22 protein-coding genes and 1 other annotated feature are annotated in these 21,313 nt (G+C 34.0%); of the genes, 7 read left to right on the top strand and 15 right to left on the bottom strand.

What is annotated here, in order from left to right; translation table 11 throughout:
• Positions 1-71 precede the first annotated feature (71 nt).
• The 5 genes from dinB to rnz all read right to left on the bottom strand — a co-directional run bounded on the left by dinB (position 72) and on the right by rnz (position 4,804).
• Positions 72-1,193 carry a DNA polymerase IV gene (gene dinB, locus BMW29_RS05250; RefSeq protein WP_092651076.1) on the bottom strand — a complete coding sequence of 374 codons (1,122 nt, stop codon included), beginning with the start codon at positions 1,191-1,193 and terminating at the stop codon, positions 72-74.
• Between the two features lie 638 nt (positions 1,194-1,831).
• Positions 1,832-2,107, bottom strand: a complete 276-nt coding sequence (locus BMW29_RS05240; protein ID WP_092651072.1) for a hypothetical protein — start codon at positions 2,105-2,107, stop codon at positions 1,832-1,834.
• Between the two features lie 98 nt (positions 2,108-2,205).
• Complete coding sequence (locus BMW29_RS05235; protein ID WP_092651070.1) at positions 2,206-2,877, bottom strand: hypothetical protein; 672 nt, start codon at positions 2,875-2,877, stop codon at positions 2,206-2,208.
• A 175-nt stretch (positions 2,878-3,052) separates the two neighbouring features.
• Positions 3,053-3,850, bottom strand: a complete 798-nt coding sequence (locus tag BMW29_RS05230) for an SDR family NAD(P)-dependent oxidoreductase (protein WP_092651068.1) — start codon at positions 3,848-3,850, stop codon at positions 3,053-3,055.
• A 21-nt stretch (positions 3,851-3,871) separates the two neighbouring features.
• Entirely contained in the window at positions 3,872-4,804 is a 933-nt protein-coding gene (gene rnz / locus BMW29_RS05225; RefSeq protein WP_092651065.1) for a ribonuclease Z, read from the bottom strand.
• Between the two features lie 210 nt (positions 4,805-5,014).
• On the opposite strand from rnz, the gene BMW29_RS05220 reads away from it, so the two are divergent.
• Entirely contained in the window at positions 5,015-6,823 is a 1,809-nt protein-coding gene (locus BMW29_RS05220; protein WP_092651063.1) for a M3 family oligoendopeptidase, read from the top strand.
• Between the two features lie 51 nt (positions 6,824-6,874).
• On the opposite strand, the gene BMW29_RS05215 is transcribed toward BMW29_RS05220, so the two are convergent.
• The 6 genes from BMW29_RS05215 to BMW29_RS05190 form a co-directional block, all read right to left on the bottom strand.
• Positions 6,875-7,591 (bottom strand): hypothetical protein, encoded by a 717-nt coding sequence (locus tag BMW29_RS05215; protein WP_092651061.1) that lies wholly within the window; start codon positions 7,589-7,591, stop codon positions 6,875-6,877.
• Between the two features lie 114 nt (positions 7,592-7,705).
• Complete coding sequence (locus BMW29_RS05210) at positions 7,706-8,341, bottom strand: YktB family protein (protein ID WP_092651059.1); 636 nt, start codon at positions 8,339-8,341, stop codon at positions 7,706-7,708.
• A gap of 254 nt (positions 8,342-8,595) precedes the next feature.
• Complete coding sequence (locus tag BMW29_RS05205) at positions 8,596-9,552, bottom strand: siderophore ABC transporter substrate-binding protein (protein ID WP_092651057.1); 957 nt, start codon at positions 9,550-9,552, stop codon at positions 8,596-8,598.
• A 15-nt stretch (positions 9,553-9,567) separates the two neighbouring features.
• Positions 9,568-10,323 (bottom strand): iron ABC transporter ATP-binding protein, encoded by a 756-nt coding sequence (locus tag BMW29_RS05200; RefSeq protein ID WP_092651055.1) that lies wholly within the window; start codon positions 10,321-10,323, stop codon positions 9,568-9,570.
• Positions 10,323-11,285 (bottom strand): iron chelate uptake ABC transporter family permease subunit, encoded by a 963-nt coding sequence (locus BMW29_RS05195; RefSeq protein WP_092651053.1) that lies wholly within the window; start codon positions 11,283-11,285, stop codon positions 10,323-10,325. The genes BMW29_RS05200 and BMW29_RS05195 overlap by 1 nt, the downstream gene beginning before the upstream one ends.
• Positions 11,278-12,231 carry an ABC transporter permease gene (locus BMW29_RS05190; protein WP_092651051.1) on the bottom strand — a complete coding sequence of 318 codons (954 nt, stop codon included), beginning with the start codon at positions 12,229-12,231 and terminating at the stop codon, positions 11,278-11,280. Before BMW29_RS05190 ends, BMW29_RS05195 begins: the two co-directional genes overlap by 8 nt.
• A gap of 238 nt (positions 12,232-12,469) precedes the next feature.
• On the opposite strand from BMW29_RS05190, the gene BMW29_RS05185 reads away from it, so the two are divergent.
• Positions 12,470-12,916, top strand: a complete 447-nt coding sequence (locus tag BMW29_RS05185; RefSeq protein ID WP_177165682.1) for a YueI family protein — start codon at positions 12,470-12,472, stop codon at positions 12,914-12,916.
• Between the two features lie 72 nt (positions 12,917-12,988).
• On the opposite strand, the gene BMW29_RS05180 is transcribed toward BMW29_RS05185, so the two are convergent.
• Positions 12,989-14,233 (bottom strand): aminoacyltransferase, encoded by a 1,245-nt coding sequence (locus BMW29_RS05180; protein WP_092651047.1) that lies wholly within the window; start codon positions 14,231-14,233, stop codon positions 12,989-12,991.
• Between the two features lie 174 nt (positions 14,234-14,407).
• Positions 14,408-14,929 (bottom strand): GNAT family N-acetyltransferase, encoded by a 522-nt coding sequence (locus BMW29_RS05175; protein ID WP_092651045.1) that lies wholly within the window; start codon positions 14,927-14,929, stop codon positions 14,408-14,410.
• Positions 14,930-15,248: 319 nt separating this feature from the next.
• Between BMW29_RS05175 and BMW29_RS05170 the strand changes: the two genes are divergently transcribed.
• Positions 15,249-15,719 carry a GNAT family N-acetyltransferase gene (locus BMW29_RS05170; RefSeq protein ID WP_092651043.1) on the top strand — a complete coding sequence of 157 codons (471 nt, stop codon included), beginning with the start codon at positions 15,249-15,251 and terminating at the stop codon, positions 15,717-15,719.
• 58 nt (positions 15,720-15,777) lie between these two features.
• Positions 15,778-16,131, top strand: a complete 354-nt coding sequence (locus BMW29_RS05165; RefSeq protein ID WP_092651041.1) for a DUF488 domain-containing protein — start codon at positions 15,778-15,780, stop codon at positions 16,129-16,131.
• Between the two features lie 42 nt (positions 16,132-16,173).
• On the opposite strand, the gene thrS is transcribed toward BMW29_RS05165, so the two are convergent.
• Positions 16,174-18,111 carry a threonine--tRNA ligase gene (thrS, locus tag BMW29_RS05160; protein WP_092651039.1) on the bottom strand — a complete coding sequence of 646 codons (1,938 nt, stop codon included), beginning with the start codon at positions 18,109-18,111 and terminating at the stop codon, positions 16,174-16,176.
• Positions 18,112-18,168: 57 nt separating this feature from the next.
• Positions 18,169-18,393: a binding site (T-box leader), on the bottom strand.
• Positions 18,394-18,521: 128 nt separating this feature from the next.
• Here thrS and BMW29_RS05155 point away from each other — a divergent pair.
• From BMW29_RS05155 to BMW29_RS05145, 3 genes are all read left to right on the top strand, one after another.
• Complete coding sequence (locus BMW29_RS05155; protein ID WP_218139648.1) at positions 18,522-19,286, top strand: peptidylprolyl isomerase; 765 nt, start codon at positions 18,522-18,524, stop codon at positions 19,284-19,286.
• 123 nt (positions 19,287-19,409) lie between these two features.
• The gene (locus tag BMW29_RS05150; protein WP_245706234.1) at positions 19,410-19,934 is read left to right on the top strand and encodes a sigma-70 family RNA polymerase sigma factor; all 525 of its coding nucleotides are present in this window, start codon (positions 19,410-19,412) and stop codon (positions 19,932-19,934) included.
• Positions 19,927-20,985: a DUF4349 domain-containing protein gene (locus BMW29_RS05145; RefSeq protein ID WP_092651033.1), complete on the top strand. Its 1,059-nt coding sequence runs from the start codon at positions 19,927-19,929 to the stop codon at positions 20,983-20,985. Before BMW29_RS05150 ends, BMW29_RS05145 begins: the two co-directional genes overlap by 8 nt.
• Positions 20,986-21,105: 120 nt before the next feature.
• On the opposite strand, the gene BMW29_RS05140 is transcribed toward BMW29_RS05145, so the two are convergent.
• Positions 21,106-21,313 (bottom strand): transposase (locus BMW29_RS05140; protein ID WP_177165681.1); only part of this gene is annotated, 208 nt, incomplete at its 5' end.

Here is a 21,313-nt window from a genome sequence, read left to right as displayed (position 1 = left end):
TGTACTACTCTGTTCTATTGTACAACTATTTTTAAGAGAATGCACTTGCTAATTACGATCAGGAGAAAATGCTAACGATATTCTAATGGCAATTGAATATTTTCAAAGGAAAGTGGGTCTAAATTCGTCACTGTAATGCCTAATAATCGGATTTCTTTTTCTAACCCTTGAACCTCGCTCCATAATTCATCTGCATAAAACAAAATATCCGCTTCATTTTTTAAATAAACAGCTAAAGATTTTCGCTTTGTGACAGTATGGTAATCTGCATAACGTACTTTGATGACAACGGTTCGCCCATGTTGTTGATGCTTCTTCAAAGAAGCTGCAACAGCATTTGCAAGTTGACGTAACTCTTGTTGTACTTGTTCCTCTGTTGTTAAAAACTTCCCATAGGTATGCTCTCGACCAATAGATTTTCGTTCAATTTGTGGTTGCACAGGTGAATTATCAATCCCTCTCACTTTGCGATAAAAGGAATACCCCATCTTACCAAATTTTTGAATCATATCCATCTCATTATATTGATATAAATCAGCGCCGGTATAAATCGCAAATGATTGCATTTTTTCAGCTGTTTTCTTACCAATCCCGTGGAATTTTTCAATAGGTAATGCTTGTAAAAAAGCCAATGCATCTTCTGGTGGAATGACTGTAATCCCTCTTGGCTTTTGAAAATCTGAAGCTAACTTGGCAATAAATTTATTATAAGAAACTCCTGCTGAAGAGGTTAAATGAAGGGTTTCATAAATATCCTTTTGAATCATTTTTGCGACGACTGTCGCACTAGTAATCCCTTTTTTATTATCAGTCACATCTAAATAAGCTTCATCTAAAGAACGAGGCTCAATTAAATCAGTATACTCACGAAATATTTGATGAATTTCACTAGAGATATCACGATATTTTTGCATATTTCCTGGCACAAAAATTCCATTTGGGCATAGCTCATATGCTTTCTGTGCACTCATTGCAGAATGCACCCCATATTTTCTCGCCTCATAATTAGCTGTTGTGACAACGCCTCTGCCTGCTGTTTCTTTAGGATGTCTTGCAATGATTAAAGGCTTACCAATATATTCAGGATGGTCTCTTTCTTCAACAGATGCAAAAAATGCGTCCATATCAATATGAATGATTTTCCTAGAAGTATCTCTTGTTGGCTCTACGAATTGTACAACCCCTTTGGTCATTACAACGTCTCCTCACTTTCCAACATCTTCTTCCTTATTATATCAGAACGAACGTTCTTTTTCTAATAAAAAAATTTGTTCGTAGCGCTATCTAGTCTAAAAAGTAATCCCTGCACTTATTTCAAGATTAGGAAATGAATGCAGGTATGTAGCAAGCTTCTGCTAAGATATTTTATTTCTTGACCATTTATTTAGTTAATTGTTATTTTTTTGCAGAAAATCAATGTATGCATCAATATATTTTTTTAATGCTAACAAATTAAGCTGAGAAGGATAAACAGTATCTACTCTCGTAATATTCCATTGTGAAATAATCTTTGATTTGTATGGCTCCTGTAAATTAGGTTTTAGTGTTCGAAAAATATTGATTGCTGTTTGTCTAGAATGAAGCGACCATGCTTTATTCAGAAAACGTGTGAGAAGTTTTATTTGCTCATCGTTAGTCATCATTCTTTTTACCATTGTCCTTTTTTAATTTTTTGAGGAGAATTTTGATGTTACTATCAAAATCTTCATAAATCACATCTACACTTTTATTTTCTTTTTAAAAATTGAATACACTGGAACGGATCTAATAGATTTTTTATATTTAGTTATGGCTCTACTAAGAAAAATATTTCCACCGTTTTTCATATAAACTAATCATCTGTTGGATATTCCACAAATAATCGTGGGCTATCTTTAGATAATCTAGTCCCATTCACAACATCAGTTTTATCATTATCGGATAAATGATAAAATTCTATGAATCCTTGATTCTCATTTAGTGACTCATCTAGTAATGAACGTGCAAAATTATGTAAAGCTACTCGAGATGAAAATTTCATATAAATATAATGATGCGCTACATTTATTTTTAATTCCATAGTATCCTTTTCAGTATGATCTTTTTCATATTCATCTTTCTTTTCCATAGTTTCATCTCCTTTAGTTTCCTTTTTGAGAGCCTTCCTGGTTCTCTTTTTTATAAAAAGAGAAAGTATTAAAATCATATTTATTGGAATTTTCTATATTATATCGCTTCACCAATATCTTCTAAAAGCTGTTTCATTGTATCAAATGATTCCCTATTATTAGCTGCATAATTCATTTGAATACTATCTTCTAAATGAAGTTGCTCCATCAAAGCTATACGAGAATTACCGTCATTGGCATACAGAATAATTTTGTTAGAAAGCCAGCACTTCAGTTCCCCTTCTTGCTTTATAAAGCGATTACTAATAATTTCTTTCTCTTTTGGTTGTATAAAATAGAACTCTTCTGAGCTATATTCCAAACAGATGGATGCTTGATATCCATACATCGTAATGAAAAACTCAGTTACTGTATTAGCTGATAAATGCCAGACTAAGCCTTCCACGCCATAACTACTTACATATACTGGTGGATCAAATAAAGATAGCTCGTCTTTACGAATTCCTGCTTGGCAAACTCCTTGATTTTCATTAAAAAATATCATATAGTCCTTATAATTATCCGATAAAAAGGATGGATATTTTGTAGGCAAAATCAATTCATCTTGCAAGCCAAACAACTCTTCTGATTTACCATAAGATAAATAGAACTCTTCTAGCTTCTTTGGTATTTGTCCAAATCTATCTTTTACTGGCTGTAATTCTTCTTGAGTATATCCTACTGGCTCGCTAATAGAAAACAGCTTTTCAATCGTTTTGTAGTTTGTCATATCGTTCCTCTTTTCTATTTATTATACCTATACTTTACCTAAAAAGAGAAGAAACATTTAATTAATAAATTTCCGCTATCTTTTTCTCATAAACAGCTGGTTTAATATCATATAGTTTTATACTTGCACAAAGGAAAAAGTAGCGCTCTTCAAAGCACTACTTTAGTGTATCTCACTATTTTTTATTAAACAAGCTACTCGCTAAAAAATCGCCAATATGTGGAAATAATTGATACATTTTACTTGCTGCTTCCATCAATTTTGGTAAATTCAATTCACGTTTTGATGTCCCCATAATGCGCACGATTTTCTCAGCCACTTTCTCTGGGTTTAAGACAATCATATCTACCTTGCTTAAATAATCACCAGATTGATCCGCAATCTCAAAGAAATTAGTGGAAATAGGCCCTGGATTGACTGTGGTTACATGAATTCCTGCTGGTTTAAGCTCTAGGCGTAACGCGTTAGAATAGCCTAAAACAGCAAATTTTGTAGCAGAATAAATAGCTGATTTTTGTGTCGCCATTTTGCCCGCTTGAGAAGCAATATTTATAATATGTCCTGTTTTCTGATCTAACATCTCTAAAGCAACCAACTGACACATATACATTAGCCCAAGAACGTTCACTCGGAACATCTTTTCAGCTAGGTCCATATCAAAATCTACTGCATTTTCAAAGTGACCAAAGCCCGCATTGTTCACTAAAATATCAATCGTTCCCACTTCATTCTTAATGGTCTCAACTACTGCTTTGATTTGCATAGGCTCAGCAACATCAAGTTCATAAGCAAAAGCTGCTTGATTGGATAAAATTTGGCAATTGTTTTTGACACGTTCAATCTCATGAAGCCTTCTTGCACAAACAATCACTACAGCACCCGCTTTGGCTGCTTGATAAGCAATTTGTTCACCTAAGCCAGCTGAACCACCTGTAATACAGACAACCTTACCTGTTAAATCTTTTTGTTTCATGTTTTCGCTCCCCCTTATGTGTTACTGATGATCAAACGGAATGGTGATTTCATCAAAATCTTTCACTAACTGCGCATTTGGAAAATAAGCTCTGGCTTCTGTTTCTAACTGTTTAGCTTCTTTCCCAAGATAACGTGCACTAATATGTGTGAGTAATAACTTCTTCGCACCTGCTTCTTTAGCTGTTTCAGCAGCATGAACGCTTGTTGAATGATAATATTCTTTGGCTAATTTTCCTTCATGAGCCGTGAAGGTACTTTCATGCACCAATACATCTGCATCTATTGCTAATGCCACACTGTTTGGATGACGTCTTGTATCACCTAATATGGTCACAATGCGCCCTTTTTTGGCTTCTCCAATATAGTCTTTTCCATCGAGGGTTCGTCCATCTGCTAGTGTCACAACCTCACCATTTTTAATCCGACCATATAATGGCCCTGAAGGAACATTTTCCTCTTGGAGCTTCGCAACATTTAACTCACCTTGATGATCAGCTTCAGTAATCCGATAGCCAAAGCATTCAATACGGTGATCTAATTTTTTCATTTCAACTTTAAATGTTGCATCTTCAAAAACAATGCCCTCTTCACTTATTTCATGAATCTGAAGTTTATATTTTAAATGTGTACCAGAAACTTTTAAGCTCGTTAAAATAAAGTCTTTCAGCCCTTTAGGACCATAAATATCCAATTTCTCAGTTCCACCTTGAAATGAACGACTTCCGATTAAGCCCGGCAAACCAAAAATATGGTCACCATGTAAATGTGTAATAAAGATTTTTTCAATTTTTCGTGGTCGTACAGATGTATGCAAAATTTGTTGCTGTGTCCCTTCCCCACAATCAAATAACCATACTGCATTTCTTTCATCTAATAACTTTAATGCGATACTTGTCACATTTCTATGTTTAGCTGGAACGCCAGCTCCAGTTCCTAAAAATAATAATTCCATCCAATCAGTCCTTTAAATTCATGTTCTGTTTCTATTATATAGAAAATAAGCAAAAAATGATATGAATTTCCTTTAAGTCATAAAATTCAATGGGGTCGTTCTAAGCTAGCCACAAATTAAGTCTGCCTCAATAAATAAAAAGAAAAAAGATATATAATTTTCTGAAAATAAGATATAATGTTGGATAAATAAAGAAAAGAGGTTGATAGTATGACTTATTCAGAAGTATGGGATTTAGAATCAATCTTTGCTGGCGGTACAGCTTCACCAGCATTGAAAGAAAAAATGGTCAGTATTCGTGCAGATTTATCTGTTTTTGAAGAAGAGGTAAAAAACTGGCAGGCTGCAAATGATAAACCAAATTATCAAGGATTTAGCAACTTGCTTGCCCAAGAAGAAAAAATTGGCAATGCACTTGGCCAATGTGGGAGCTTTATTAACTGTCATTTATCAGCTAATGTTGCAGATAAATTAGCAACAACCTTATTTAGTAAATTATTTACTTTAGACAGTGAATTCTCTACAGCAGCAACTATTTTAACTAAAAAATTAGTGGCAATGTCACAAACTGATTGGCAAGCCCTCTTAGATCTACCAGCCTTCAAACCCGTTTCCTTTGTATTAAATGAAACACGTGAACAAGGTAAAAAATTACTTAGCGAAGAAGAAGAAACTTTAATCAATGCCTTAAGTGTAGATGGCATTCAAGCATGGGGCGATCACTATGATCGCATCGTTAGCTTAATTGAGATTCCATTTGAAAGTAAAGATGGTACGATTACCATGCTTTCAGTGGGTCAAGCCTATAATAAAATGTCTGATGACCCAGATGCTGCTGTCAGAAAACAATTATTTGAAAAATGGGAACAAGCTTGGAGCAAAATGGCACCATTATTTGCAGATACCCTCAACCATTTGTCTGGCTTCCGCTTAGCCCTGTATAAAGCGCATGGAACAGAAGATTACTTAGCTAGACCGCTAGAATACAATCGCATGTCTAGAAAAACCTTAGATACAATGTGGGATACCATTACCAAAAATAAAGAAGCTTTCATGCCATTTTTCGCACGTAAAGCACAGCTTTTAGGGATGGAAAAATTAGCATGGCAAGATGTTGATGCACCTGTTGTCATCGGTGATGCTACACCTCATCATTATCCATATAATGAGGGTGCTAAATTTATTATTGATAACTTTAGCAAATTTGGAGACAAATTAGCAGCTTTTGCGCAAAAGGCATTTAATAATTCATGGATTGAAGCTGAAGATCGCCCTGGCAAAGGAACTGGCGGCTATTGTACAACTTTACCAGAAAGCAAAGAATCACGTATCTTTATGACTTACTCTGGTTCGCCAAATGGTGTATCTACCTTAGCTCATGAACTAGGTCACGCCTTCCATACAAGTGTAATGTTTGATTTACCAGCATTAAATCAAGAATATGCCATGAATGTGGCTGAAACAGCTAGTACCTTTGCTGAAATGATTGTGGCAGATGCAACGGTTAGAGAAGCAAAAAGTGTTGAAGAGCGTATTACATTATTAGACAACAAGCTATTAAATGCCTCTGCAATGTTCTTTGATATTCATTCACGTTTTATTTTTGAAAATCGCTTTTATGAAGAAAGAAAAAATGGTGTCCTTTCCGAAGAGCATATTTCTGAATTAATGGAAGCTGCACAAAAAGAATCTTATTTGGATGCCTTAAGTGAATATCATCCTCATTTCTGGGCAAGTAAAGGTCATTTTTATGGTGTTGAAATACCATTTTATAACTTCCCTTACACCTTTGGTTACTTGTTTAGTTTAGGAATTTATGCACGTTCTCTTGAAGAAGGTAAAGCTTTTGAAGAGAAATATATTGCCTTATTAAAAGATACTGCTTCAATGACTACCGAAGATTTAGCGATGAAACATTTAGGCGTTGATTTAACTCAACCAGATTTCTGGCAAGCTGGCATTGATTTAATGATTAAAGATGTTGATACATTTGTTGAAATCAGTGAAGCTTTTATTTAATCAAAACGAAAAATCCTTTGCACTTTTAAATAGGTGCAAAGGATTTTTTTATTATTTTCTGATGTAAGTGCCTAGGACAGTTTCTCCATCTTCAGCAATAAATTCAATTTTATTTTTATTGACAATTTTAAACCCTATTTCTGTTTCATTATCTTTTGTTTGATGGAATTCATAAGTTAATTTATCTCCAGAAATAGAGAGCTTTTTATAAATATCTGGATCTTCTTCTAGGTATTCTTTTCTTTCTGTAGTTAGTTCTTTCATTTCTTGCTTACTATATTGAGACTTATCTAGCATTTCTTTATAGTCAGCTAAGTCTTCTTTATCCAATTCAGTTTGATTATAGCCTACTAATTTCTCAAGCAAACTTGGGAAAAATTTGTTATAGAGAGGACTTTCTTCAATTTTAGATAATTCAAAGGTTAAAGGAAGCATATCTGCATTTTTTTCACGTTCTTTTGGTAAAGAGTAACTGGCTTCACTTTTTCTAAGATTTAGCCCATTAGCTATAATCGTTACTTGACCATTACGAGTAATTTTTAACGTTTCTGTATTTGGTAAATCTAGTTCTTCTCCTACTTGATCAAGCATTTTATTTAATAGCATACTATAATCTTCTTCATCTTTACTTGAGTAATCTCTTTCTACTTTCCATTCTCCAGCAATATCACTATAGGTTCCAGTGTTTTTATAAATCAAGTAACCAGCAACACTTAATAATACAACAGTAACCGCAATTATTATGTACATTAACTTCTTATTTTTCATGTTTCCCATCCTTATTTCTTATTTTTCCAACTTCTAATTACGATAACATATTCTATATTCAAAAGCAAAACAATAAAAAGCCACCTTTTATTGAGACAAAAGTGGCATAAACTGTTAGTTGATTTCATTTGGATAAGCTTGAAATGCTAGTTGGTAAAATGGGACTAATGTCACAAAGGTTTCTAAAATATATGCTTGCGTTGCCTCTGGATTTTTTAATAACGCATCTGTCGCAAGAATTTGACGTCCAATTAAAAACTCAGCTTTTTTGACATCACGCCAACGTTCAAGCCCTTTTTTAAGGTCTAATTCTTTAATAGGTGTTACCTTTTTTTGATGATGATCTAGGGACACCACATAATCTGCTGGCACTTGCTCAAACATATCCCTGGCTTTAATCAAAGCATTCGCCATCTCGACTTCAAACTGTGGCTGATCAATAAAAGCTAGCCAAATAAAAATATGGTCTTCATATAGCCCCAATTGGAAATGGGGAAACCTTTTATACCCTCTAGCATTTCCACCTATCGCTGACCATGTATCTAAAGGTGGATTTTTAGTTCTTCGTAAATGCTGTGCAATATGAACAGGTAATTCTTCTCCTAATAATACAGCAAGTTCTTTTGTAAATAACGCGCCTAATGCTCTAAATTTGGGTTGTATTTGACTTCTAATCGCTTGCATTCGCTCATCTAAGCCTTCAACTTGAAACACCTGAAAATCCTCTGGTGTAAATGTCGTTTGATTCATGATTCTGCCTCCATCTATCTCTTAACTTTACCTTACTACTTGTCATGGCTCTTGTCATGGCTCTTAGGATTTTTAATCCTTAGAGACATGATACAGATCGAACACGGTTCGACTCTGAACATTATACCATTTGCTCCCTTACATTTGCAGTGATTATTGACAAATACAGACCAATCCTGCCTTTTGTCCATTGTTTACAGAGGTAATTTAAGAGGTGGGATAAAACTTTAAAGTTTTATCCCACCCTTAGATTATTATTTTAAAGCTGCTCCCACTTCATCAATCATTTGTCCTGTTGATTGTAAGCCGCCACCAGATAAATACCAAACATCAGGTGAAAGTAAGATAATTTTATCATTTTTAGCTGCTTTTGTTTGTTCAATTAATGGATTCTCAGAAAGATTATCTTTACTTGTATCTCCACCAATTGCTTTTGTTCTATCTACCACAAAAATAATGTCTGGATTTTTTTCTAATACATATTCAAAGGAGACAGATTGTCCATGAGTAGATGCTTCAATGGCATCATCAGCCATTTTAAAACCAAGAGTATCTGAAATAATTCCAAATCTTGAAGCTTGTCCATAAGCAGATAATTCACCCTCATTGACTAAAACAGTCAAAGCTTTATCTGATGATGCTGTTGCTTTTTCTTTCACTTCATCTATTTTCTTCGATAAATCCGCTAATTTTTCTGTTACAAGCTCTTCTTTATCAAAGACTTTACCAATTGTTTCAATATTTCCTTCTGTTGATGCCCAACCTTTTTGATAATCTGTTCCCAAGAACAAGGTTGGTGCAATTTTACTTAATTCTTCTTGATAATCACGTTGTCTACCAGAAATAATAATCAAATCAGGGTTTAATTCATTGATTTTCTCCATATCAGGCTCTTTTAAGCCACCAATTGATTCATAGTCATTGGTATCATATTGCTTTAAATAATCAGGAAGATTTTTTTTAGGTACCCCAACTACTTGTTGACTTAAACCAAGCTCATCCATTGTATCTAACATGCCCATGTCAAAGACCACAACTTTTTTAGGATCGACAGGTACTTCGATTTCTTTCCCATTTCCATCTGTTACAGTCACTGTTTTTGCACTTTCAGATGTTGCTGATGATGAAGCTTTATCTGACTCTTTATTTCCACATGCTGCCAAAGTAAAAATAGTCCCCATTAATAGCATTAAATAACTAAATTTTTTCATTTTATATTCTCTCCTTTAATTGAAATATAAGCAAAATTGTTTACCGTCTACTGTTACGACACGAATATCCATCTCATATAAACGATCTAAAATATCTTTTTGAATCACTTCTTCAGTTGTTCCTTTAGCAAAAAGCTGGCCATCCTTCATTGCCACAATTTCATCAGCATAGCTTGCCGCAAAATTAATATCATGAATAACAATCACAACTGTTTTTCCTAATTCTTTTGCAAGTCGTCTAAAGGTTTTCATCATTTGAACCCCATGACTCATATCCAAATTATTCAAAGGCTCATCTAAAAAAATATATTCTGTATCTTGTGCTAACACCATTGCAATATACGCTCTTTGAAGCTGCCCACCAGATAAGGTGTCTATCATTTGCGCTGACATTTCTTCTAATTCTAAATAAGCTAAAGCCTCTTGAATTTTATCCTGATCCTGTTGCGTTAATCGCCCTTTTGAATAAGGAAAACGCCCAAATGCCACTAACTCTCTAACTGTTAACTTTAAGTTTAAGCCATTAGATTGTTTCAAAATAGAAAGCTTCTTTGCTAGTTCATTTTGTTTCCAAGCCTTCACTTCATTCCCATCAATATAAATCGCCCCAGTGTCTTTAGGAAGTAAGCGACTCATCATTGATAATAGCGTACTCTTACCTGCACCGTTAGGGCCAATAAAGGCTGTAATCGCCCCTTTTTTAATAGGGATAGAAATATTGCCTACAACCATTTTTTCTCCATAAGATTTAGATACTTTTTGAATATCCATTAAGCTTCACCTTTTCTTTCCTTTAATAGCAAGATGATAAAATAAATGCCACCAACAAATTCTAAAACAACACTTAAGGTTGTTTCCAGATGGAAAACTTTTTCAACAATTAAATTCCCACCTACTAAAGCAATCATCCCAATCAGACTTGCTCCAATAAAGAGTATGCCATGACGATAGGTTTGAAAAACCTGATAGGCAATATTGGCCACTAAAAATCCTAAGAAAAGCAGTGGTCCGACTAATGCTGTTGCTATCGCAGTGAAAACTGCAATCATCAGTAATAGTTTAATCGTTACTTTTGACACATCCACACCTAAATTAATAGCTTGATCCCTGCCCAGGCTTAGCACATTCAAATACTTTAGCTCTGGGAGTATGAACAACAGCGTAACAAAACAAATCACACATGAAATCACTAATAAAGAAGTATCAATATTGTTAAAGCTTGCAAATAATTTACTCTGTAAATGATCAAACTCATTAGGATCAATCAAGACTTGCATAAAAGTTGCCATGCTTCTAAAAAAGGTACCCATGACCATCCCAACTAATAAGAGAAAATAAAGATGATGCCCTCTTTTTTTAAACATCACTGCATATAAGAAGAGACTTGCTAGCATCATCAAGACAACACTGATTAAAAAGTTCAATTCTCGATTGACAACCAATTGGTGTCCTGAGCCAAACAAGAAGAGAATACTGGTTTGAAATAAGACATAAAGTGAATCTAACCCTAAAATGCTTGGCGTTAAAATACGGTTTTGAGTCAATGTCTGAAAACTAATGGCACTAATGGCTGAAGTCATGCCTACTAGCAAAAAGGCTGCTAATTTTTTTCCTCTTAAAGGTAAAATAAAGGCCCAATTCCCATTGCTTTCAATGGTTAGATAAGCAGCAATCAAGCCAAGTAATAACACCGTTAAAACAATAAATTTTCTAGTATATTTTTGATTAGACACTTGTTTTCCCTCCTCTAAATAGTAGATAAAGGAAAACGATGCTACCAATCACACCTACTATCAAACTTACCGAAACCTCATAAGGTGCAACAATCACTCTGCTAATTATGTCACAAATAATTAAAAAAGCAGCACCTGATAGTGCAGTTGCAAATAAACTATTTTTTAGATGATCCCCTAAAAAGATGGTAACTAGGTTTGGAATAATCAACCCAATAAAAGGAATCGATCCAACAGTTAAAATAACAACAGCTGAAGAAATCGCTACAATACTTAAACCAATCCCTCGCACCCATTGATAACGAATTCCCATACCAGTTGCAAAATCATGGCCCATTCCCACAATTGTGAAATGGTGCGCATAGAAGTATGCAAGTAGCATCAAAGGAATCGAGATATATAATAACTCATAACTTCCTGACGTCACGAGTGCAAAATTTCCTTGTAGCCATGAAGTCACATTTTGAACCAAATCAAATTGGTAAGCTAGAAAGGTTGCAATTGCACCAATCACACTACCAAACATCATACCAATCAGCGGTACAAGTATCTTATTTTTTACTCTTAAGCGATCAAGCAGTGTTAAAAAGAGAAAAGTGCCAAATAATGCAAAAGCAAATGCCACCACAATCTTTTGAATAGGTGTTGCATCATGAAAGAAAATCATGGCAACAAGGATGCCTACTCTCGCACTGTCCATGGTTCCTCCAGTTGTAGGTGAAACAAATTTATTTTGCGTTAAATTTTGCATTAACAAACCACAAATACTCATGGTTGAACCTGCAATCAATAAGCTGACCATCCTAGGAATTCTAGTCGTAAATAAAACCAAACGTTGCAAATCAGTTAAATGAAACAAATCTCCTAAGTTTAGTTGACTAACACCTACAAAAAGAGAAAAGAACGAAAGTATGATGAGACAAACTATAGCTATTCCTTTCCGCATGTATTCGTCCCTCTTTCCTCATCTCATTTTAAAACAATTGGTAGCTGAAAACCGCTCTATACAGATAATAATCATTCTAACTGAGAATGATTTTCATTACCAACTAAATAGTAACGAACTTTTTATAAAAATGCAATATGAAATCTATAATTTTTATTTTAAACTCTTTTTTTAAACAAGAAGCAATAGAAATTTATGCTATAATAAAGAAAAGTTACAAATGGAGGTGACAACCAAGATGGCAGATGATAAGGTTCAAGACTACCTAAATAAAGGAATGTATGGTGTAATGGAAACGAAGCCAGATGAACGTCGTATATTTCTTGGCAGCTTGCGAGAGCGAACCTATTTACTGATGACAAAAGATGAATTACTATCTAACAATTATTTGGAAGCTTTGACCAAGGAGATTCAAAAGCATCCTGGCAATCAGCTTTTATTAAATGGCACCATCAAAATTGGGCAGCTAACGCCCTATATTCAATTAGCAAATAAAACAAACACAGCGTTTACCATTGTTAATCAAACAAATGATGCTTCTGCTGCTTTGATTTATACAGCAAAAGTAGCGATTCATGAAGAAATCATTGATGTGGCAGAAAAGTATCCGCTTATTACATCTACTGAAGCAGAAAAGCCAAAGAAAAAATCTATTTTTACCCGCTTATTTCATTCTGAGTCCTGATCCTAAATAAGAAAAGCCTATCTGCTGATAGGCTTTTCTTATTATATTAAATTCTTTTCAAAAAATATTTTCTTAACCTCTTAATTTTCCAACTACATTTTTTAAAGCTGTATACAACTTATATTTAACTGGATTCACAATTAAATCAAAAGAGCCAATGTGTTCTTCTACATAACCAGTAAAACTTTGTTTAAATTTCAAAACACCATCACTACCATCAAATAAGCCACTTACACCATAAAAATTATAAGTTGGAATCTTCTGAGCCACTGTATAACGCATCATATCATGTTGAATCATGTAAGGAGCATAGAATTTTTTGTATTGATCATATGTCCCACTAAATAAATAGACAACTTCTTGAGGATGCTGAATAAATAATGCACCTGCTACAATAACATCTCCTTCAAGAGATTTAAATTCATCTGCATCAGCAATTCTTTTCTCAAAAGTTTTTAGCTCATCTTCAAATTCTCGTTTTTGATTATTCTTTTTACGACTATTAGGATTTGCTTCTAAGTCCATATAGATAGTTGCTAATTTTTCTTTTAAGTGACGTTCTTTTTCACGAATATTGTGAATATAATCAGCAAAATTAATTTCAGCTACAATAAACTTAGCACTCTCCCCAAATTCTTGATAAACAGCTTGATAATAAGCTAAATCTTTATCATGAAACTGGCGACGTTCACTGGTATGTGCAGTCAGTTCTTTAAACTTTGGTAATTCTTCATAAGATAATTCACGAACTTTCACACCATATTCCTGTGTTTTTTTAATGCTATATTGCGCTGATTTTTGATAACTTTTCCACAAACTATCTTGATCCATTCCAACTAAAGCTTTGGCAAAAATCCATCTTGGGGAATCCCCTGAAAAGCCACTTTCAAATCCTTCATGATGAAATCCTAAAGAACTTAATAAATCATAAGCCTTTTTATTTGGTTCTCCAATTGCTTGCCCATTCCAATCTCTTTCTTGATAAACAAGATTTGGTTTAATCGACAAATAGATGCCATTATTTTTTTTGATATAGGTCTTCAAGCTTTCTACAAAATAAGAGACTAAATCTGTATTTGTATAATCTACTAACATACCACCATCAATTTCATAATAATACCCCAATTTAATTTTCATATGGGCTAACAATGCAGCACCAATCAGCACACCATCTTGTTTTACACCTACATACTCAACTTGCCAATGACGTTTCTTTCGTAAATTCCCCATTTTTACGGTTTGTAAAAAAGTTGCTTGTGGATGTTGGTCTGAAAATTGTTGAAATTCATCTTCATTTATTATGCTAAAGTTATACATCATTTCACTCCTAAATTTGTTCATAGATAATGTTTGTTTTTTTGTGATTGAGTTCTCTAAAAAAAATAAGTTGTCTTTTTAAACTCACTTTTTATACGGTTAAATCGTCTCAAAAAGTTTAACATAAACAAAAAAAACAAACAAGCTTAACTAACCTCTAAGTGAATGGTCTACTTAGTTCCCTACATATTTATAGTGCAAAATTTTATCATTTTCGCCATGTATAGAAGTTCCTGTTTCTTTAAAGCCAAGACTCAATAGGATTTTTTGAGAAGCCTTATTTTCTTCAAAAGCTTTCGCATGTATCTCCTCTATTTGCCTGTTTTGAATCTCTGATATCAAGAATTGAACAGCCTCTTTTCCATAGCCTTTTTTTCTAAAGTCTGGTGCAATACTATAGCCAATTTCAGCAATTCCAGTTTCGCTAGGATTTCCTTGGATGCTCACTTCTCCAATAATCGTACGACTTTCTTTATGAATAATTAAATAGTTCCATTTTTCTAAGCTTAGGTTTTCCTTAATTTCTTTTAACGCAAAAGGTAAATAGAACGAAAATTCCATTCCTGGCCATTCTTTTGCTACTTCAAAACCAGAAACTTCTTTTAATTTCTCATTACCAATGATTGTTGCTTTAATTAATGGAACACTATACATCAAATAAACTAAATTGTTTGATTCTTTCATTGTCTCTGTCATATGCCAATCCTTTCTTTTACCACAGCTTATTGCTATTGCTTGTGGTATTTTTACTATGTACTATTGATGCAAAATAAACTACTCTTTTCTGTTTTAAAAAAATCCCCATTTTAATTTATTACTTTTTTTCAATCTATGTAGGTAGTCCTTATCATACCATTTTTATCCACAATTAGCTAAACAAACTTCATATTTTTTCAATTAAAATAAAGGAATATCTGAAAATTTCTGTTATAGATAAATTCACTTATTCCTTTTGTTCCTTCTCATTTTTTGTTAAAATGAATCCAGTTAAATTTATTGAAATGAGATGTCGAAAATGAAAATAATTGAAACAAGAAACCCGGCTTTGATGGCACGCTTAGGAAGAATGATGCAAGAAAAACATCGTACGCTCTATCCAACTTTTTTTAAACCCTATAATCAAGCAGCTGTTCAAACTTATTTTGAAGAGATTTTTGCTAATCCAAATGAAGTGGTTTACTTATGGCAAGATCAACAAGAGGAAGTCGCAGCCTATCTTTGGTTAGGAATTGAAACGGTTCCTGAGACCGTCTATCGTTATGGCTACAAACGATTATATATTCATCATATTGCTATTATGCCTGAGTACCAAGGTAAAGGGCTTAGCAAGACTTTACTATCCTTTGCGGATGATTATGCCAAGCAACATCAGATTGATGCTGTAGAGCTTCACTATTGGCCTGACAACAGCATAGCAAAACATACCTATGAAAAATTTGGTTATGTTCCCTATCAAGAAATTGCTCAAAAAAAATTACATGATTAAAATGCTTTCACTTCTAAAGCCATTTATTTAGGGTTACAATGTAGATGAGGTGAATGAGATGATACAACTAAAGCGAGCCTATGACCCGGCACAGGAAAGTGATGGCTATCGTATTTTAGTGGACCGAATTTGGCCACGTGGTGTTTCAAAGGAACGGTTAAAACTGAATGAATGGAATCAAGACATTACACCTACTACAGAGATTAGAAAGGCTTTTCATCATGATCCTGAAAAATTCACTTGGTTTAAAGCAAAATATGAAGCAGAATTAGCACAAAATAAAGCCTTATCAGAATTTGTCAAAACGGTTAAACAGCAGCTTAAAAAAGGCAATGTAACCTTTGTCTACGCAGCAAAAGATCCGATTTACAATCATGTCGTTATTTTAAGAGATTATGTCTTAAATTTATGATAAAAAAAGCAACGATTGACTTTCCAATCGTTGCCTTTATTTTTATTTACTAAAATTCGCAATTTCTGCTTGAACAGATTCTAAGAATAAGTTTAAAGACATTTCAACTGTTTCTTTTTCGCCATATTTTCTGACAGAAACACTTGCATTTGCTTTTTCATTATCTCCTATTACAATTTGATAAGGAATTTTTTGTGTTTGTGATGCACGAATCTTATAACCCATTTTTTCATTACGGTCATCAAGTTCAATACGCATTCCTAGAGCAGTCATACGCTCTTTAATTTCAAGACCATAATCTGCATGTAAATCTAAATTAACAGGGATAATTGTTGCTTGAACAGGTGCTAACCAAACTGGGAAAGCGCCCTTATATTCTTCAGTTAAATAGGCAACGAAGCGTTCCATTGTTGAAACAATCCCACGATGAATCACGACTGGACGATGGTTATTCTCGCCATCTTCTCCAACATAAGTTAAATCAAAGCGCTCTGGCAATAAGAAATCTAATTGAATGGTAGAAAGTGTTTCTTCAATTCCCATTGCAGTTTTTACTTGGACATCTAGTTTTGGTCCATAAAAGGCAGCTTCACCTTCTGCTTCAAAATAGGTAACATCCATTTCATCTAAAGCAGATTTAAGCATTGTTTGGGCTTTTTCCCACATCTCATCATCATCAAAATATTTTTCTGTATTATTTGGGTCACGATAGCTCAGTCTGAAGCGATAATCTGTAATATTAAAATCACTATAAACCGCTAGCATCAATTCCAACGTACGTTTAAACTCATCTTGAATTTGATCTGGGCGAACAAAAGTATGACCATCATTTAAAGTCATTTCACGAACACGTTGTAACCCAGAAAGTGCACCACTCTTTTCATAACGGTGCATCATGCCTAATTCTGCAATACGAATTGGCAATTCACGATAACTATGTGTTTCATTTTTATACACCATCATATGATGAGGACAATTCATTGGTCGAAGCACAAGCATTTCTCCATCGCCCATATCCATTGGTGGAAACATATCTTCATGATAATGATCCCAGTGACCAGAAGTTTTATAAAGCTCTACATTCGCCATAATTGGTGTATAAACATGCTGATAACCTAAACTAATTTCACGATCAGTAATATAACGTTCAATCGTACGACGAATAGTTGCACCTCTTGGCAACCAGAAAGGCAGACCTGAACCCACTTCTTGAGAAACCATAAATAAATCAAGCTCTTTCCCTAATTTACGATGATCTCTTTCTTTTGCCTCTTCACGCATTTTCAAGAATTCTTTTAACTCTTTTTTATCAAAGAAGGCTGTTCCATAAATTCGTTGTAGCATCTTATTATTTGAATTTCCTCTCCAATAAGCACCTGCTACAGATAATAATTTAAAGATTTGAATGCGACCAGTTGATGGCACATGAATGCCACGACATAAATCAACAAAATCCCCTTGATCATAAACTGTAATGATTTCATCAGCTGGTAAGTCTTGAATCAATTCAACTTTATAAGGATCATCGGCAAATAAAGTTAACGCTTCCTCTTTGCTTACCTCTTTTCTAATAATTGGATTGTTTTCTTTCACAATATTCATCATTTCAGCTTGAATCTTTTCAAAATCTTCTTCTGAAATAGGGTCTTCTAAATCAATATCATAGTAAAATCCATTATCGATTGCTGGTCCCACACCAAAATGAACCGATGGATATAATCTTCTTAATGCATTTGCCAATAAATGAGCAGATGAATGACGTAAAATTTGTAAAGCATCTTCATGGTCTGGTGTAATAATTTCTAATGAACCATCTACTTCAATTGGTCTAACCAAATCAACCAATTCACCATTTAATTTTCCTGCTAAAGCCTTTTTAGCAAGACTGTTGCTGATTGTTTTTGCAATATCAGCAGTTGTTGATCCTGATGGAAATTCCTTTACTGCGCCATCTGGAAAAGTAATCTTGATTTCTGACATGATAATTCCTCCTAAGTATTTAATCATAAAAAAAAGCCCTTTTATAGCATCAGCCATAAAAGGGACGAATTTACTCGTGGTTCCACCCAAATTCAAACTTACCCAAACTGTCAGCAAGTTCACTCAAAGCTGTTAACGGTAGCGAACCGGTTACTGCTACTAGATAGTTCACAGAAACTCTCAAAAGTGGTCACATTCATTTCTTACTTAGAAAGCTTTCAGCGCTACTTCCCTCTCTGTCAAGCAGTTTCATCAATGTGGTGTCTTTCTCATAGATTTAACTATTGATATTATTAAACCATACCTCGCCTTTTTTATCAACTGTAAAATTCTATTTGCAAATTTAGGCTGCCTATTATAGAATTTTGAAGGAGTGAAATAAGGAGGAATTTTAAAATATGACAAAAAAAATGAAATACATACTGATTTTAATTATCATTGTTTGTATCGGAGTATTTAGTTATCTTTGGTTCAATCAATCAGATGAAACGACTAAGAAAACTGCGTCTAACAACGATACAACACAGCAACAAGAAAGGCAGCAGACAGCTGTTGAAGAGAAGCAAATCAAAAATCCGGATGGCAGCCTCTACTATCCACAACTTTCAAACACTATTCAAAGTAATGAAATTGAAGTAGAAATGGTCACAACCATGGGCGCTATTAAATTAAAGCTCTTTCCGGATTTAGCACCTAAAGCGGTTGAAAATTTTGTCACACTTTCAAAAGATGGCTATTATAATGGTATCGCCTTTCATCGTGTCATTGCTGACTTTATGATTCAAGGTGGCGACCCTGAAGGAACAGGCCGAGGTGGTAAAAGCACTTGGGGCAAACCCTTTGAAGATGAATTTTCAAAACAAGCAGTAAATATTCGTGGTGCACTATCGATGGCTAATGCAGGTCCTAATACGAATGGTAGTCAGTTCTTTATTGTTCAAAATCAACACGCTAGATTAGATCAAATCAATTCCAGCTATCCTAAAGAATTAACTGATTTATATAAAAATGGTGGAACGCCGCATTTAGATGGTGCTCACACTGTTTTTGGACAAGTGATTGAAGGAATGGCAATCGTAGATCAAATTGCGGCAGTTGAGGTAGATGATCAAGATAAACCGGTCACACCAGTAGTGATTGAAAAAATAAATATTTTAACAGACCAAACGAAATAAAAAATTGAACCCTTTTCAACAACAATTGAAAAGGTTTTTTAATACTTTTCTTTCAGTTTAAAAAAATCCCAACCAAATAACAACCTAAGCCGTCTAATAAGTAAGAGAGGGAGTGAAATAAGTGTGGAAACAGAAAAACTTGTAAAAAAAGCCAAGCGTGGCAACCGAAAAGCTTTAGAGACACTTTTCAATCAGATATATGTTCAACTATATAAAACAGCACTTATTTATGTAGGAAATGAACAAGATGCATTAGACATTGTACAAGAAACAGCTTTTAAAATTACGAAAAAAATTCATACGCTAAAGGATGACAAATATTTCAAAACCTGGGCAATCAGAATCTTAATTTATACTGCCTATGATCTATTAGATCAAACTAAAAAAACAGAAAATCCCTTTGAAATTGAGGAAATATCTAGTATAAATCCTACTAAGCGAACAGATGAAAACCTAGATTTACTTAAAGCTTTAGAACAGCTGCCGATTCTCCAAAAAAATAGTATTGTACTGTATTACTTTCAAGATTTATCTATTAAAGAAGTAGCTGATTTTATGGCGATTCCTGAAGGAACGGTTAAATATTATCTCCATGAAGCAAGAAATAAACTAAAGAAAATACTTGAAAGGACTGATAAAAATGGATAATTTAGAAAAGAAACTCAAAGAAGATTGGGAACATTTATCAGTACCTGATCAAAAAGTATTAGATGCAATAAAATCAGGTATGGAACAAGCGCCAAAAAAGCGTATTCCCTATAAAAAAATTGGGCTTACCCTCAGCACGATAGCAGCTGTTTTTCTATTGTATATTTATCAACAAACTGAGAGCGAAAATAACTCAAAAATGCTGACACAACAAGAACCTTTTTCTCAAGAAAAAACCGCCCAAAATGAGGCTAAATCAGAGGCATATGCTCCTTCTCAAAATACCATGCAAAAAAAAGAAGCTTTACCCTCTACTGAACAAATAAATGAGGAAACAGCTAATAAAGTAACACAAGAATTTTCTATTGAAATGGAAAGTAAACAATATGATCAGAGCTTAGCCACTATTGAAAAGCAAATTAAAGCTTCAAATGGATTGATTACCACTTCCTACAGCTACAATAATGAAAGTGAAGTTGATAAAAATGAAAGCATCATGACTCAAGATAATCGATTCATCAGAATAACGGTTAAAATCCCCAGAGAGCAAATAGATTCTTTTATTGAAGAAATTAGTGCTGCTGGCAAGATCCTTGTTAAACAAGAAGATGGATCAGATATTACAGCTGAATACAAAGATATTGAAACACATATTAAAAATTTAAAAATTCAAGAAGAACGCTTGCAAAAACTGCTAGGAGAAGCTGATAGTCTTTCCGATATGCTTCAAATTGAATCGCGTTTATCTGAGGTTGGCTACACACTTGAAACCTATCAAAACCAACTCAAAAACTTTGATCAAGAAATCAACTATACAACTGTTCATTTAGTTTTAACTGATGTTGCAGCTAATCATAACCAAACAAGTCTAGTTGGCCGTATTCAAGATGGTTGGACTGAGATGACACATGAACTAAAAAATACAGCAGGTAATCTACTTGTTTGGACAATTGTTTATAGTCCTTATCTCCTTGCTTTTGGTGTAATCAGCTGGCTAGTTTATCGAAAAGTAAAAAAGAAAAAACAAAGTAAATCAAAACCACCCGTGTGAACGGGTGGTTTGCTCTTTGGCTGAAAGCCAATGTTACTGACCTTAGCCTAAAGGCTTACGAATAAGTCCGCCAACTGTACTACATTCACGCGCAAATCCTCAAGGATTTGTTTTATTTTATCATCTCTTCGTTTCTTTCCCAGTAAAGGGATCTACATACTCCATCAAACTTAACTGTTCTGCTACTACGTCTTCTTGTATCTGGTTTCTTATATACTCTGCTATCGCTTTTTTATTTCTGCCTACTGTATCCACATAGAATCCTTTACACCAAAATTTTCTATTGCCATATTTATATTTTAAATTGGCATGTCTATCAAATATCATT

This window comes from Isobaculum melis, assembly GCF_900111355.1.
Taxonomy (GTDB): Bacteria; Bacillota; Bacilli; order Lactobacillales; family Carnobacteriaceae; genus Isobaculum; species Isobaculum melis.
The sequence above is the reverse complement of the archived record's forward strand: the minus strand, read 5'-3'. Positions and strand labels throughout refer to the sequence as shown.

What these genes read in the sequence shown, in the direction of transcription:
- BMW29_RS05200 (WP_092651055.1), bottom strand. Translation starts at nt 10,323, where the DNA reads ATGGATATTCAAAAAGTATCTAAATCTTATGGAGAAAAAATGGTTGTA.
- dinB (WP_092651076.1), bottom strand. Translation starts at nt 1,193, where the DNA reads ATGACCAAAGGGGTTGTACAATTCGTAGAGCCAACAAGAGATACTTCT.
- BMW29_RS05240 (WP_092651072.1), bottom strand. Translation starts at nt 2,107, where the DNA reads ATGGAAAAGAAAGATGAATATGAAAAAGATCATACTGAAAAGGATACT.
- BMW29_RS05145 (WP_092651033.1), top strand. Translation starts at nt 19,927, where the DNA reads ATGGATAATTTAGAAAAGAAACTCAAAGAAGATTGGGAACATTTATCA.
- BMW29_RS05155 (WP_218139648.1), top strand. Translation starts at nt 18,522, where the DNA reads ATGAAATACATACTGATTTTAATTATCATTGTTTGTATCGGAGTATTT.
- thrS (WP_092651039.1), bottom strand. Translation starts at nt 18,111, where the DNA reads ATGTCAGAAATCAAGATTACTTTTCCAGATGGCGCAGTAAAGGAATTT.
- BMW29_RS05235 (WP_092651070.1), bottom strand. Translation starts at nt 2,877, where the DNA reads ATGACAAACTACAAAACGATTGAAAAGCTGTTTTCTATTAGCGAGCCA.
- BMW29_RS05175 (WP_092651045.1), bottom strand. Translation starts at nt 14,929, where the DNA reads ATGACAGAGACAATGAAAGAATCAAACAATTTAGTTTATTTGATGTAT.
- BMW29_RS05215 (WP_092651061.1), bottom strand. Translation starts at nt 7,591, where the DNA reads ATGAAAAATAAGAAGTTAATGTACATAATAATTGCGGTTACTGTTGTA.
- BMW29_RS05165 (WP_092651041.1), top strand. Translation starts at nt 15,778, where the DNA reads ATGATACAACTAAAGCGAGCCTATGACCCGGCACAGGAAAGTGATGGC.
- BMW29_RS05205 (WP_092651057.1), bottom strand. Translation starts at nt 9,552, where the DNA reads ATGAAAAAATTTAGTTATTTAATGCTATTAATGGGGACTATTTTTACT.
- rnz (WP_092651065.1), bottom strand. Translation starts at nt 4,804, where the DNA reads ATGGAATTATTATTTTTAGGAACTGGAGCTGGCGTTCCAGCTAAACAT.
- BMW29_RS05230 (WP_092651068.1), bottom strand. Translation starts at nt 3,850, where the DNA reads ATGAAACAAAAAGATTTAACAGGTAAGGTTGTCTGTATTACAGGTGGT.
- BMW29_RS05185 (WP_177165682.1), top strand. Translation starts at nt 12,470, where the DNA reads ATGGCAGATGATAAGGTTCAAGACTACCTAAATAAAGGAATGTATGGT.
- BMW29_RS05210 (WP_092651059.1), bottom strand. Translation starts at nt 8,341, where the DNA reads ATGAATCAAACGACATTTACACCAGAGGATTTTCAGGTGTTTCAAGTT.
- BMW29_RS05220 (WP_092651063.1), top strand. Translation starts at nt 5,015, where the DNA reads ATGACTTATTCAGAAGTATGGGATTTAGAATCAATCTTTGCTGGCGGT.
- BMW29_RS05170 (WP_092651043.1), top strand. Translation starts at nt 15,249, where the DNA reads ATGAAAATAATTGAAACAAGAAACCCGGCTTTGATGGCACGCTTAGGA.
- BMW29_RS05180 (WP_092651047.1), bottom strand. Translation starts at nt 14,233, where the DNA reads ATGTATAACTTTAGCATAATAAATGAAGATGAATTTCAACAATTTTCA.
- BMW29_RS05190 (WP_092651051.1), bottom strand. Translation starts at nt 12,231, where the DNA reads ATGCGGAAAGGAATAGCTATAGTTTGTCTCATCATACTTTCGTTCTTT.